This window comes from Frankia canadensis, assembly GCF_900197875.1.
Classification (GTDB): Bacteria; Actinomycetota; Actinomycetes; order Frankiales; family Frankiaceae; genus Frankia; species Frankia canadensis.
The window spans coordinates 1-13,557 of the sequence record NZ_FZMO01000097.1 but is presented as its reverse complement, the minus strand read 5'-3'; the positions used below and the strand labels follow the sequence as shown (position 1 = coordinate 13,557).

Here is a 13,557-nt window from a genome sequence, read left to right as displayed (position 1 = left end):
GCGTTGAGATCAACAACGGTGAGGGCTGCGTGGCGCCCACGGCGGTCGCGGTCGGGGGCGGGGACGCCGAGGCCGGAGATGGCGGCCAGCAGGTGGGTGACGACGGCGTCGAAGTGGGCGTCGGTGATGCCGAGGGGCTGGTGGACCGCGCGCATCGGGCGGCCCTGGTAGACCTCGGGGCCGCCGATCGCGGCGGCGATGAAGGCGCGCTGGTGCTCCTTGAGGCTGGCGATGTCGCGGCCGGCGAAGTAGGGGGCCAGCGACGGGTCGGCGTTGATGCGGACGTAGAAGTCGTCGACCGCTGCCTGCACGGACGCTGCTCCGCCGATCGTGTCGTACGTACTCATGTGGGCCTCGCTTTCGCGGTGGAGGCGGCGTGGCCGCTGCCTGTCCGACGTTTCCACCCAACCCCCGCGGCGCCATCGCCGGGAATAGGGCGAATGTCCGGATAGTGGAGGCGCGTGGCCGGGGGAAGCGTGGGTCCAGTGGCCCGACACCCATGGTCGGCGCACTGGCTGGGGGTGGCTGCCGTGCCGTCTGAGCTGGCCGGATTCCAGGGTCGAGGTGTTTCGTGGAACGACGGTGGGGGCGGCGCCCGACAAGATGGGCGGCTCGGAGGTGGGCCCGTCGAATACCGTGATCCCGGTCGGCTGGTGTGGCAGCCCCTCGGACGCGGACCGGGCCGGGCGGGGCGGTCAGGGGCGGGCGGAGGCGTCGACGATGGGGGTGCGGAGGCGGCCGACGCGGTCGATCTCGACCTCGACGACGTCGCCGGGGACCAGATAGCGCGGGGGAGTGCGGACGTAGCCGACGCCGGCGGGGGTGCCGGTGATCAGGACGTCGCCGGGGTTCAGCGTCAGCGTGCGGCTGACGAAGGACAGGATGTGGCCGATCGAGAAGATCATGTCGCTCGTGTCGCCGTCCTGGACGATCTCGCCGTTGACTCGGGTGATCAGCCGAAGGCCGGCCGCCGGATCGCCGACCTCGTCGGCGGTCACCACCGGGCCCATCGGGCCGCTGCGGTCGGCGTTCTTGCCGAGCGTCCACTGCGCCGAGGCACCCTGGGCCCGCCTGGCGCTCAGGTCGTTGAACACCGCGTAGCCGAACACGGCGCGGGCCGCGGTGTCCTCGTCGACGTCGGTCAGCCGGGCGCCGACGACGACCGCGAGCTCGCCCTCCCAGTCCAGCCCGCGCTCCCCTGGCGGAACGGGGACCGGGGTGCCGTCCACGGACAGCGAGGCCGTCCACCGACCGAACAGCGGCGGGCGCTTCGGTGGCGCCGAACCGATCTCTGCGGCGTGCGCGTGGTAGTTGAGCCCCATGCCGAGGATCCGCGCCCCGGCGGGTACAGGCGGCGCGAGCGAGACCCCGTCGGGCGCGAGGCTGTTGGGCGCGAGGCTGTTGGGCGTGAGGCTGTTGGGCGCGAGGCTGTTGGGCGTGACGCGGTATGGCGTGACGCCGTCGGGTCCGTCGGGGCCGAGCGCGACGCGGTTGGGTGTGCCGGGGCCGAGCGCGCCGGGGCCGAGCGCGCCGGGGGTGGACGTGCCGGGTGCGGGGCTGGCGAGCAGCGTGCGGGCGCGGGTGGTCCAGCCGGCGAGGTCGGCGTAGAAGTCGTCGACGTCGGTGAGGCGGGCCACCGACGGCGCCGGGCCGTTTCCGCCGGCCGGCACCAGCACGCCGACGTCGACCCGGTGCCCGTCACGCATCCCCACGAACCGCATGCGACGCATCCTCGCGCACGCCGGCCGCCGACGCCGCCGGGATGAGCGGGTGGGGCCCGTCCCGGAGGCGTCGGCGGCAGCGATGCGCGCCAGTCCGGCGCGGCCGGTCAGCCCCCCGCGGACGACCGGCGCAGCGCCCGGGCGGCGAGGGGAGTGGCGAGGACGAGGAGCAGCGCCACCTCGGTCAGCACGCTGAGCAGCGCGTCGGGGGACGGCTGCAGACCGCGTTCGGTGAAGTCGAACACGCCCACCGTGCGGGACAGGACGAAACCGATCAGCGCGCCCGCGGCCAGGCCTGCGGCCGCGAGCCGCAGCAGGGGCGTGGCCCGTAGCAGGAGCAGCGCCGAGACGGCGAACGCCCCGCTCTCCTGCAGCAGGAACATGTCGCCGACCTTCGGGATGACCCGGTACCCGTCGCTGTAGAGGTCCAGGTGGATGTACCCGCTGGCGGTGAGCAGCGCCACGGCGACGATCCGGCCGGCGAGCTCACGGGGGTTCGTCCACCACCACTGCCAGACCACCCGCCACCAGCCACCGGCCCGGGCGGCCGAGGCCGGCGCGTCGGAAGCGCCAGAAATGTCGGGGGCGCCGGAAGCGCCGGGCGTTCGCCGTGTCAGCTCCGGGCCGGTCACGCGAGCCTGCTGTCGGTGAGGGCGAGGCTGGGATTTCCCGGATGGTACGTGACCTCGCGGATGCCGAGCGCGCCGGCGAGCATGCCGGCGGGCAGTGTCTGAGGCGTGGGCGCGGGGGCCTGGCCGGGACGGGGAAGGGGATACGCGGTCGTCGTCGCGCTGTGAAAGGTCACGTTTCCCTCGCGCCTGGTGAACAGCTGGTGCACGTGCCCGTTGAGGCAGGTGACCGACGAGAATCGCCGCAGGTGGTTGAGGACCGCCGCCGCGTCGTCCGTTCCCCAGCCCCACTTCGGGTACATGGCGAACAGCGGAATGTGGCTGAAGACGACGATCGGGGTGTCGGCGGAAAGTCCGGCGACGTCCTTGCGGACGAAATCGATCTGATCGGCGCCGAGATGACCCAGCGCCTCCAGGGTGAAGGTGTTCACCAGGCCGATGAAATGCACACCCCGCAGGTCGAAACTGTACCAGCCCTCCCCGCGCGTCCCAGCGCCGAACGCGGCCCGATAGGCGCGCCCGCCGTCGTCGACCGAATCGTGTTCCCCGGGCACCGTGTACACTGCCGGCGTCCGCAGCCCGGACATCATCTGTTTCACCTGGTCGAACTGCGCCGGGGTGGACAGGTGGGTCAGGTCCCCGGTGTGCACGACGAAGTCCGGGCGGTTCGGCAGGGCGTTCACCTGGTTGATGGCCCGCTCGAACGATCCGGTGACGTCCGGGTTCGCCTTCCCGGTGAAGCCGAGATGGCTGTCGCTGACCTGAACGAAACGGATGTCCGGGATCGGCGCGGGGGAGGCGGTGGCACTCGACCCGCCCACGACGTGCCGGGTCACCTCCCCGCCGACGACGGTCAGGCCGACCGCCGCGCCGAACCACGACGCGTGTCGGGTCAGCTGGCGCCGTGACATCCCCGGGCCGTCGGCGGCGCCGGGCGGCCGCGGGGCGCTCACGCCGTCACCCGCACGGTGCCGACCATGAACGGGTGGATGGAGCACAGGTAGGAATAGGTCCCCGCCCTGGTGAACGTGTACTGGTAGGTGTCGCCGGTGTTCAGGGTCCTCGAGTGCAGCGGCCCGTTCGTGCTGACGACGGTGTGCGCGTCGCCGTCCCGGTTCGTCCAGGTGACCGTCGTGCCGACGCGGACGGTCAGGTCGCCGGGCGCGAACGCGAAGTTCCTGATGTCGACGGCGTTTCCGGCGACGGGCTTCCCGGCCGCAGCCGCGCCGGGTGCGCCGGCCGCGGGGATGCTCATTCCGTGCGTCGACATACCTGGCGTCGACATACCTGGCATGGGCGTTCCCGCCGTGGTGGTTCCCGGCGCGGCCGAGGCGCCGGTGCCGTTCGTCCCGGAATTGAAGGCGGGCGGCGCGGCGGACGCGGCCGCGGACGGCGAACCGTTCGAGCCGCAGGCCGCGAGAACGGCCAGCGCGAGTGTCAGGAGAATGGCCGCCGTGTACGGCATGCGTTGCCGTCGGCTGGCGGAGGTCAGTGTCACCACAGAACCGATCCGGCCCCTGGCGGGCCTGTGTCGTCGCGGTCCGCGCCGGTGCGGACTCCTCACCTACTGATAGGAGAGCGGGTTACACCTCGGCCGATTTTCCTGAACGTGGCACCGGGCCCGTTCCAGCATTGTCGAGACACCGCGCGGAAATGCCCGGAACCGAGTGGGGGTCGTGCGGGTGTGGGTCAGGCGGGCCGGGGCGGGGCGAGGACCTGGACCTTGCCGGACACCTCGCGGACCTGGATCTCGGGCAGCGTGCGGGGCGGTGTGCGCAGCTGGGAGTGGACGACCTCGCCGGTCAGGGCGAAGACCGTCCGGTGGCAGGGGCAGGCGAGGCGGCGGGCCGCCGCGTCGAGGGCGAGCTGGCAGCCCTGGTGGGTGCAGACACCGGACACGGCACGGACCTGGCCTTCCGTGCGCCGCACGAAACCCGACACCGTGCCGAGGTCGAACGCCCGCACGCCGCCCTCCGGCAGGTCCTGGCTGGTCGCGACGGTCCACCAGGACGCCGTCGTGGGCATCAGGACGTCGTCGGTCGCGGTCGTCGAGGGCGCGTCGTCGTCGCCGGTCGCGCGCCCGACGACAGCCCCGACCGCCACGCCGGCCGCGGTCCCCGCCGCCGCGATCGATCCGACCGTCACGAACCGCCGCCGCGTGCCGCCCCCCGTGCGCCGCGCCTCACCGAGCGCGGGCCGCGGCGGGCCGGCCGCGGCCTCACCGGCGGGCCTCGTCTCGGGTGGGTTGGCCTGTGCCGACGCCGGCGGCCGTGCGTGCTCGCCGGTGAGAGCGGTTCCGGCGTCGGCCCGCCCCTCGACGTCCGCCCGTGCGTCGGCCTCGGCGGCCGCGGCCAGCCGTCGGTGCAGGGCGGCGACGAAGTCCGGGTCGGGGGTGTCGGCGCCGGGCGCCGCGGCGCGCAGGGTGATGGCGGCCCGCAGCTCGGCGGCGTCCTCGTCGGTGGCCGGGAACGGCTGGGGCCGGCGGTCGGCGAGCAGATCCTCGATGTGGTCGCGCGCATCGGGTCGGCGCGCACCGCGCCGGCGCGGGTCACGTCGCATCACGCCTCCCTCCGCCGGGTCAGCTCGGCCGCCCGGCGCAACGCCCGGTGCTGGAGGACCTTCGCGTTCGCGACGGTCACCCCCAGCTCGGCCGCCGCCTCCCGAATCGACCGCGACTCCAGGAACCGTAGCCTCAGGATCCGTTCGTCCCGTGGTGACAGCCCGGCCAGGATCGTCTCCGCCTGCGGGGCCTGACCGTCCGCCGGCCCGGCCGTGGACGAGCCGCCGCCGGCGTCCGGGGTCGTCTCGCGACTCTGGCCGGCGGCCGCCTCCAGCTGCTCACCATCCAGTGTCGTCACCACGATCCCCAGGGTGCGCCGCCAGTGGGCGGCGAGGGTCGTGCGGGCGACGGCGAGCAGATAGGCGCGGACCTCGCCGACACTCGCCGACACCCGCAGCGGCCGCAGCGCGGTCAGGAAGACCTCGGCGGTCAGGTCCTCGGCATCGGCCCGGTTGCCGACCTTGGCGTACATCAGGCGGTAGATCCGGTCGATGTTGTCCCGGTAGATCGCGTCCCAGTTCGGGTAGACGTCCTCCGTTCCGACGACGCGCAGCCTCGGCCCCGCCTCGGCGCCCGGGACCGCGCTCGCGTCGCCGCCGGGGGCCGGCGGCCCCTCAGCGGACGCGTGGGCCGCGCCGGGCATCCGCCGTCCCCTCCGGGCGTCGCCGATCACCGTGTGGCGCCTCCGCCCCCGTCGCTCGCCGGGCCTGCCGCCTGGTCCTTCCCGGGTGTGGCTGGACACCCGGCACCGTCGCCGTCCTCAGCACACCAGGAGATAGGTACCGGGGTTACACACGGCGTGGTGTCGCGCATGCGACAGTGTGGCTGCACGGTGACGAATGGTGGTCAGGGGTGACGGCGAGGCTGGCGACCGGGCACGGCCCGACCGACCCAGGCGCCACCCCCGCGGCGCCACCCCCGGCGCCGCACGTCCGCTGTCCCCATGATCCACCGAGCTGGTGCCGACCAGGGACGATCGTCCGAGCACCGTGTTTTCCGAAATCACACCATTTGCGGCTGAACCGGCCAGGGCTCCCGTCCGTGTCCCTCGGTGAACCTGATCCTGGCACGGCACGGCCCGACGACGTACAAGGAGCAGACGCATGGCCTCCCTTCCCGAGCTCGCCCCCGCCGCCACCGAGCGGGCCATCACCTGCGGGCCGGACTCCCCCTGCGCGCGGCACGCCGCCGACGAGGCCTCGGGCCAGGGCCGGGCGGCGTCCCGGCGCGGCGTGCTGGGGGTCGCCGCCGTCGGGGCCGGTGCCGGCCTCGTGCTCGCCGGCTGCGGCAGCTCTGGCGACTCCAACGCGGCTCCGTCGAGCACGACGGGTTCGGGTGGCGCCTACGGCGGGGCGAGCTCCGCCGCTCCCTCCGCGGACGCCGGCGCCGGCGCGGGCGGGACCGTCCTCGGCGCGACCAGCGAGGTCCCCGTCGGCGGCGGCATGATCTTCTCCGCGCAGAAGGTCGTGGTGACGCAGCCGACCGCGGGCAGCTTCAAGGCGTTCAGCAGCACCTGTACGCACCAGGGCTGTCAGGTCAACAAGGTCAGCGACGGCCTGATCATGTGCCCCTGCCACGGCAGCCGGTTCAGCATCGCCGACGGCTCGGTCAAGGGCGGCCCCGCGCCGGCCCCGCTGCCGGCCGCCTCCGTCAACGTGCGGGGCACCAACCTCGTGCTCGGCACCTGACCCGTTCGGTCCTCGCGCCCGCACCGGCGCGCCCCATGCCCGCGGATCCGGTTCGGCCCGTCCCCTGCTCCCGCCGCCGACCGGAGTCCGCGGCGCCGCCGTCCGAGTCTCCGGCGACGGCGCCCCGCGTCAGCCCGCGCCCGGCCCAGGCCCGCCCGTGGCCCAGGCCCGCCCGCGGCGCGGGCTGACGTCCGGGCCAGGCTTTCCCGCGACCTCAGTAGACGTCGCGGACGTAGCGATGGTCGGCGGCGAGCTGGCGGACATAGGCGGCGGCCTCGTCCGCGTCGAGCCTGCCGTGCGCCTCGGCGATCTCGCGCAGCGCCCGGTCGACGTCGCGGGCCATGCGGGTGGCGTCCCCGCACACGTAGACGTGCGCGCCGTCGCACAGCCACGACCACAGCTCGGCCGCGTGCTCGCGCATGCGGTCCTGGACGTAGACGCGGGCCCGCTGATCGCGGGAGAACGCCAGGTCGAGCCTGCTCAGGGTGCCGGCGTCGGCGAGCTCGGCGAGGTCGTCGGCGTAGTAGAAGTCGGTGGCGCGGCGCTGCTCGCCGAAGAACAGCCAGTTGCGGCCGCGGGCCCCGCGGGCCCGGCGCTCCTGCAGGAAGCCGAGGAACGGCGCCACCCCCGTCCCTGGCCCGATCATGATCGCGGGTGCGCCGTCGTCGGCCGGCGGGCGGAAGTGCGGGGAGCGCTGCACGAACACCGGCACCGGCAGGCCCGGATCGGCGTCGGCGAGGTAGGTCGAGCACACGCCCTTGCGGGCCCGGCCGTCGCCGCCCGCGAAGCGCACCACGGACACCGTCAGGCTCACCGCGCGCGGGTCGACCAGCGGTGACGAGCAGATCGAGTACAGCCGTGGCCGCAGCGCGCGCAGCACCCCCAGCCACTCCTCGGCGTCGGCCCGCACCGGGTACTCGGTCAGGACGTCCGCGGCCTGCCGGCCCCACGTCCACTTGGCGAGTTCGAGCTGGTTGTCCGGGCGCAGCAGCGAGCGCAGCCGCGGGTCGTGGGTCCGCTCGGCGACGAAGCGCAGCAGCTCGGGGCGCACCGAGGTGATGTCCAGCCGCTGACGCAGCGCGGCGGCCAGCGTCATCGTCCCGCCGGCGCCGCCCGGTCCGCGCAGATCGGTGCGTGCGTCCAGGTCGACGACGGCGGCCGGGTCGAGGCCGGTGAGCTCGAGCCACTCGTCGACCAGACGCGGACAGTTGGCCGGCCACACCCCGAGGGCGTCGCCGACGGCGTAGTCGACCGCCCCGTCGGACAGGTCGAACGTGAACCGCCGCACCTCCTTCTCCGAGCCCGCCCGGCTCAGCAGCAGGTTGCCGACGAGTGGCGCCGGATGCGGGTTCGCCCGCGACGGTGCCCCGCCGCCGGGGACGTCCGCCTGCCGCGTCCCCACCCGCGGCGCACGGGCCGTCGGTTCGCCGGACGCGCGGGGCCGCGGGACACGGCCCGCCGTCGCCAGGCCGGCGTCAGGGGCTCCGGCAGCCGCGGTGATGCCAGCGGCGTCGGTGGCGTCGTTGGCGTCCGCGGAGCCGTCGGCGGCGGGAGCCGTGGGGACGTCCGCGAGGGCGGTGACGACGCGGTCGAGCCAGTCGGCGAGGGCGTCGTCGTACTCGGGTTCGCAGTCGACGCGGGGAACGAGGCGCTGCGCACCGAGCTCGGCGAGCCGCTGGTCGAGCCGGCGACCGTGGCCGCAGAACTCGGCGTAGCTGGAGTCCCCGAGAGCCAGCACGGCGAAACGGCGACCCTCCAGCCGATGGGCGTCGGCGGCGCGCAGCGTCGTCCAGAACGCCTCGCCGTTGTCCGGGGCGTCGCCGTCGCCGAAGGTGCTGCTCACCACGATCAGATCGCCCGGCTCGCGCAGCACGTCGCCGGCGGGTTCGGTCATCGCCCGCAGCCGCGTGGACCAGCCCGCCTCGTCGAGACGCTGGCGCACGGCGTCCGCGGCCTGCTCGGCGTTGCCGGTCTGCGACGCCCACAGCACCTGCACCGTCCGCGCCCCGGCCGCGTCCGCGCCGTCGCCGGGACCGCCGGCCCGATCGCCGTCCGGTCCGCCCTCGACACCGTCCGCGCCGCCGGCGCGGTGTGACCCGGCGCCCGCGCCAGTGCCGGGATCAATGCCTGTGCCGGGATCAATGCCAGTGCCGGGGGCGGTAGGAGCGATGGCGGGGGAGTGACCAGGGGAGGGGGTCGCCCTGGCCAGGCCGCCGGCGAGGAATCCGTTGATCCAGCCGGCGGTGTTCGGCTCGAACGGCGCGTCGTCCGGCAGGCGTGGGGTGACCCCGGGGAACGGTGGGGATGCGCCCAGCGCCGCGAGGAAGCCGGTCAGGTAGTGACGTTGCGGCTCGGTGAGGACCGGCGGGGCGGTCGTGAGGCCGAGCACGGCGTTCAACCCGCCCGCGGCCGCGGCCATCGCGCCCGACGGCGACGCCGCCGCGGTGTCGGCGGTACCGAGTGGGCCAGCCGCGGTGGCCTGGTCAGTGGCGGCCTGGTCAGTGGCGGTCCGTGCGCCGCCCGCCTGATCGCCGCCCGCCTGGTCATCGCCCGCCTGGTCGCCGCGTTGCGGCGCGCCGCCGGCCAGGGCGTCGCCGGTGGGGGGAGCATCCGCCGCGGGCGCGGCCGGCGGCTCGGCGTCGACCCGGGCGAGGGCGACGGCGCAGGCCTTCAGCTCGGGCTGGAACGAGATCGGGTCCACGGCGTCGTTCGTGACAGCGTTGACGGTCACGTCCTCGCCGTACAGGTCGTTCCAGTGGAACGGGGCGAAGCATCCGCCGGGCAGCACCCGGTCCGTGACGACCGCTGGTAGCACGGCCCGGCCGCGCCGCGAGACGATCGCGACACTGTCGCCGTCCGCGATGCCCAGCTTGCCGGCATCGTGCGGGTTGACCTCGACGAACGGGCCGCCGTTGAGCCGGTTGAGCTTCGCGACCCGCCCGGTCTTGGTCAGTGTGTGCCACTGGTGCGCGACGCGGCCGGTGTTGAGCCAGAACGGATGGTCGTCGTCGGGCATCTCGGCGGGTGGCACGTGCGGGCGGGGGTGGAACACGGCGCGCCCCCCGGCCGTGGCGAACACCAGGCGGGGGCGGGAGCCGTCGGCGCGGGTCAGCAGCGGCTGGCTCACCCCGTCGTTGCGGTAGCGGATCGGGTTGCGCGCGTCGGCGCCGGGCGCGGCCGGCCACTGCACCGGACCCTCCCGCAGCCGTTCGTAGCTGACACCGCGCAGGTCGTAGCCGGTGGCCGGGTTGTGGAACCCGCGGATCTCGGCGAAGACGTCCTCGGCGCTCGCGTAGTCGAACGCCTCGCCGTAGCCCATCGCGGCGGCGACGCGGGCGATGATCTGCCAGTCCGCCAGCGCCTCCCCCGGCGGGTCCACGACCCGGCGGGTGAGGGTGAGGTTGCGCTCCGAGTTCACCATCACGCCGTCGGTCTCCGCCCACATCGACGCCGGCAGCAGGACGTCCGCGTGGGCGTTGGTCTCGGTGTCGGCGTAGGCGTCCTGGGCGACGACGAGTTCCGCGGCGGCGAGGCCGGCGAGGACGGTGGCGCGGTTTCCGACCGAGGCGACGGGATTGGTGCAGATGATCCAGCAGGCCCGGATGTCGCCGGCGGCCATCTTCTCGAACATCTCCACGGTGCCGCGGCCGATGTCGGTGCGCAGCCGGCCCGGGGGCAGGCCCCAGCGCTGCTCGACGAACGTGCGGTCGGCGGCGTCCAGCACGGAGCGCTGCCCGGGCAGGCCAGGGCCCATGTATCCCATCTCCCGGCCGCCCATCGCGTTCGGCTGGCCGGTCAGCGAGAACGGCCCGGCGCCCTCACGGCAGATCGCACCCGTCGCCAGATGCAGGTTGACCAGGGCGTTCGTGTTCCAGGTGCCGTGGGTGCTCTGGTTGAGGCCCATCGTCCAGCAGCTCATCCAGGTGCCGGCGGCGGCGCCGATCCACGACGCCGCCTGGCGCAGGTCGTCCTCGGCGAGGCCGGTGATCGCGGCGACGGCGTCCGGCGGGTAGTCGGCGAGCAGGGCGGGCATCGCGTCCCAGCCGTCGGTGTGCTCGTCGATGAACACCTTGTCGAGCTGGCCGGCCTGCGCCAGCAGATGCAGCAGCCCGTTGAGCAGCGCCAGGTCCGTGCCTGGCCTGACCTGCAGGAACAGGTCCGCCTTGGCGGCGGTGGCGGTGCGCCGCGGGTCGACGACGATCAGCTTCGCGCCGGCGCGGACCCGTTCCATCAGCCGCAGGAACAGGATCGGGTGGCAGTCGGCCATGTTCGACCCGATGACGAGGAAGAGATCGGCGTGGTCGAAGTCGTCGTACGAGCCCGGCGGCCCGTCGGCGCCGAGGGACAGCTTGTAGCCGCTGCCGGCGCTGGCCATGCACAGCCGCGAGTTCGACTCGATCTGGTTGGTGCCGATGAAGCCCTTCGCGAGCTTGTTCGCCAGGTACTGCGCCTCCAGGGTCATCTGCCCCGACACGTACAGGGCGACGGCGTCCGGGCCGTGCTCGTCGATGATCGCCCGCAGCCGGTCGGCGACCGTCACGATCGCCTCGTCCAGCGCAGTGTCGACGGGCTCGCCGCCGCGCTCGGACCGGATCCGCGCCGTGGCGAGGCGACCGGGCGCGGCCAGCATCTCGGCGCTGGTCGCACCCTTGGTGCACAGCCGCCCGGCGTTCGCCGGATGCTCCCGGTCGCCGGCGACCCTGCGCAGCCGGCTGCCGCCCGGGGCCGTGACGTCGACGTCGAGCAGCATCCCGCAGCCGACCCCGCAGTAGGAGCACACCGAGCGGACGGGGCCGCCCTCGCCCGCGCCCTCGGCCGGGCGCGGCTCGGGCGAGGCCGACGGGTCAGGGGCGGAGGTCGAGGCGTCGTGGAGGATCGCCATGGTCCGGGTCGCAGGGGGTCGGGCCTGGTACGGGGACACCACATCCTCCGCGGTCGGGGGCGGGCCCGGCGGCGTGACCGGGTGCGTCCCGACCGTAGGCAGGCCACGTTTCCGGGGCGTCACGCCGGGCGTGGAGCCTCGATTACGGCCCTCACACACCCCGCGCCGACGACCGGTGACGCACCCGAAACCCCGTTGTGACACGAACGCCCGACGGCCGCCATGCCCTATGGTCGAGGAGGTTCGAGACAGCGCTCACCGGGGGCACGGGAGCGGCGAGAGAAGTGTTTTCCCGGCGTGTAATCGGTCGGTCGGAGGGGGCGAAACACGTGATCCCTAGCGTCGCCGGCGACGAGATGACCTGTATTCGTGACCGGCCCGAGGAGCCCCCATCATGAGCACATCCGACACGGACCCGGCCCGCTCAGGGCGGGGTGGCCGCCGATCAGGCCGGTGGATCGACGAGTGGCGTCCCGAGGATGCCGAGTTCTGGAACGGCACCGGTCGCCGTATCGCCCGCCGGAACCTTCTCTGGTCCGTGGTCGCGGAGCACTTCGGTTTCTCCGTGTGGGTCATGTGGAGCATTCTGGTCATCAAGATGGGCGCGAACTCGCATGGCGGGCCGGGGCCGGCCGGATTCTCGCTCACCACCGACCAGCAGCTGTGGCTGGTGGCGGTGCCCTCCGGCGTGGGGGCCTTCCTGCGGCTGCCCTACACCTTCGCGGTCCCCGCCTTCGGTGGGCGGAACTGGACCATCTTCTCGGCGCTGCTGCTCATCGTCCCCTGTGGGCTGATGATGTGGGCGGTGCAGCATCCCGAGCTGTCCATGGGCTGGCTGCTGCTGATCGCGGCGGTGGCCGGCGTCGGGGGCGGGAACTTCGCGTCGTCGATGACGAACATCTCCTTCTTCTACCCGGAGAAGGAGAAGGGCTGGGCGCTCGGGCTGAACGCGGCCGGCGGCAACCTGGGCGTGGCCGTGATCCAGAAGCTCGGGGCCACCGTGATCGCGGCCGGCACCGGCACGGCGCTCGCCCGGATCGGGCTGATCTACATTCCGCTGGCGATCATCGCCGCGGTCGGTGCCCTGCTGTTCATGGACAATCTCCGTGACGCGCGCGCCGATGTCGCCTCCACCGCGTCGGCGGCGCGCCGTGGCCAGACCTGGATCATGTCCTTTCTCTATATCGGTACGTTCGGCTCCTTCATCGGGTACTCGACGGCGTTTCCGGCGTTGCTGAAGAACCCGGCGCTGTTCGACCGGGCCGACGTCGCGCTCAGCTACGGATTCCTCGGTGCGCTGGTCGGTTCGGTGGCCCGTCCGCTCGGCGGTCGGCTCGGTGACCGGCTCGGCGGCGCCAGGGTGACGGTGGCCGCGTTCGCGGCGATGACACTCGGCGGGCTCGGCGCGGTCGCGTCCATCGGCCCGAAGGGAAAGATCCTCGACCATCCGAACTTCGGACTGTTCTTCGCCTCGTTCATGCTGCTGTTCCTGGCCAGCGGGATCGGAAACGGCTCCACCTACCGGATGATCCCGGCCATCTTCGCCCGCCGCGGCCGGGAGAACGGTGGGGACGCAGGCGCCATGCGCCGGGCGCGGGAGGAGGCCGCGGGCGCCATCGGCATCTGCTCGGCGGTCGGCGCGTTCGGCGGCTTCCTGGTGCCGATCATCTACGCCCAGTCCAACAAGGCGTACGGCACGATCGCTCCGGCGCTGTGGGTCTACATCGGCCTGTTCGTCGTCATGGCCGCCGTGACGTGGTGGTCCTACCTGCGCCGCGGTGGCATCGAGGCCGCCCCGGCCCGCGCCGGTGATGCTCCCGCCGCGGTCCCCGCCCAGCTGCGCGCCCCGGTCGTGTCGGGCGAGCAGGCGCCGGCGGGGACGACGGCGTCGGCGGCGAGTACCTCCTGACCACCGGGACCCGGGGGCCGCTCGCAGCGTCGCGGGCGGCCCCCGCCGCATGTCTCGGCGTGGAGCGCGGCGACGGCCCGCCGCCAGCGGCGTGACAGGGCCCGGCGCCTGAGCCGGGCGAGGCACGCCACCGGGGGCCGGGGCCGGGGCCGTCAGACGGTGGTGGCA

The 13,557-nt window shown here is 74.0% G+C and carries 10 protein-coding genes; 2 read left to right on the top strand and 8 right to left on the bottom strand.

Annotated elements, in window-relative coordinates; genetic code table 11:
- The 7 genes from C1A33_RS10060 to C1A33_RS10025 form a co-directional block, all read right to left on the bottom strand.
- A partial coding sequence (locus C1A33_RS10060) for a group I truncated hemoglobin (protein WP_101831249.1) occupies nt 1-347 on the bottom strand: 347 nt, incomplete at its 3' end.
- 348 nt (nt 348-695) lie between these two features.
- Nucleotides 696-1,721, bottom strand: coding sequence for a fumarylacetoacetate hydrolase family protein (locus C1A33_RS10055; protein WP_243407381.1), 1,026 nt, complete (start codon nt 1,719-1,721; stop codon nt 696-698).
- 107 nt (nt 1,722-1,828) lie between these two features.
- Entirely contained in the window at nt 1,829-2,353 is a 525-nt protein-coding gene (locus tag C1A33_RS10050; protein ID WP_243407380.1) for a hypothetical protein, read from the bottom strand.
- A complete protein-coding gene (locus tag C1A33_RS10045; protein ID WP_243407379.1) occupies nt 2,350-3,303 on the bottom strand; it encodes a metallophosphoesterase family protein in 954 nt (317 codons plus the stop codon). Before C1A33_RS10045 ends, C1A33_RS10050 begins: the two co-directional genes overlap by 4 nt.
- Nucleotides 3,300-3,848, bottom strand: a complete 549-nt coding sequence (locus C1A33_RS35650; protein ID WP_207770244.1) for a plastocyanin/azurin family copper-binding protein — start codon at nt 3,846-3,848, stop codon at nt 3,300-3,302. The genes C1A33_RS10045 and C1A33_RS35650 overlap by 4 nt, the downstream gene beginning before the upstream one ends.
- 191 nt (nt 3,849-4,039) lie before the next feature.
- Entirely contained in the window at nt 4,040-4,909 is an 870-nt protein-coding gene (locus tag C1A33_RS10030; protein ID WP_133150629.1) for a Rieske (2Fe-2S) protein, read from the bottom strand.
- Complete coding sequence (locus C1A33_RS10025) at nt 4,909-5,553, bottom strand: RNA polymerase sigma factor (RefSeq protein ID WP_101831245.1); 645 nt, start codon at nt 5,551-5,553, stop codon at nt 4,909-4,911. Before C1A33_RS10025 ends, C1A33_RS10030 begins: the two co-directional genes overlap by 1 nt.
- A gap of 460 nt (nt 5,554-6,013) precedes the next feature.
- On the opposite strand from C1A33_RS10025, the gene C1A33_RS10020 reads away from it, so the two are divergent.
- Entirely contained in the window at nt 6,014-6,598 is a 585-nt protein-coding gene (locus tag C1A33_RS10020; protein ID WP_101831244.1) for a Rieske (2Fe-2S) protein, read from the top strand.
- 214 nt (nt 6,599-6,812) lie between these two features.
- Here C1A33_RS10020 and C1A33_RS10015 read toward each other — a convergent pair whose 3' ends face one another.
- On the bottom strand, nt 6,813-11,519 hold the full coding sequence (locus tag C1A33_RS10015; RefSeq protein WP_243407378.1) for a bifunctional nitrate reductase/sulfite reductase flavoprotein subunit alpha: 4,707 nt from the start codon (nt 11,517-11,519) through the stop codon (nt 6,813-6,815).
- Nucleotides 11,520-11,874: 355 nt separating this feature from the next.
- Here C1A33_RS10015 and C1A33_RS10010 point away from each other — a divergent pair, with 355 nt between their 5' ends.
- Nucleotides 11,875-13,389 (top strand): MFS transporter, encoded by a 1,515-nt coding sequence (locus tag C1A33_RS10010; RefSeq protein ID WP_101831243.1) that lies wholly within the window; start codon nt 11,875-11,877, stop codon nt 13,387-13,389.
- The last annotated feature ends 168 nt before the right edge of the window (nt 13,390-13,557 follow it).

Excerpts from the sequence above, each read along its gene's own strand:
- C1A33_RS10055 (WP_243407381.1), bottom strand. The coding sequence starts at position 1,721 with ATGCGGTTCGTGGGGATGCGTGACGGGCACCGGGTCGACGTCGGCGTG.
- C1A33_RS10025 (WP_101831245.1), bottom strand. The coding sequence starts at position 5,553 with ATGCCCGGCGCGGCCCACGCGTCCGCTGAGGGGCCGCCGGCCCCCGGC.
- C1A33_RS10020 (WP_101831244.1), top strand. The coding sequence starts at position 6,014 with ATGGCCTCCCTTCCCGAGCTCGCCCCCGCCGCCACCGAGCGGGCCATC.
- C1A33_RS10030 (WP_133150629.1), bottom strand. The coding sequence starts at position 4,909 with ATGCGACGTGACCCGCGCCGGCGCGGTGCGCGCCGACCCGATGCGCGC.
- C1A33_RS10010 (WP_101831243.1), top strand. The coding sequence starts at position 11,875 with ATGAGCACATCCGACACGGACCCGGCCCGCTCAGGGCGGGGTGGCCGC.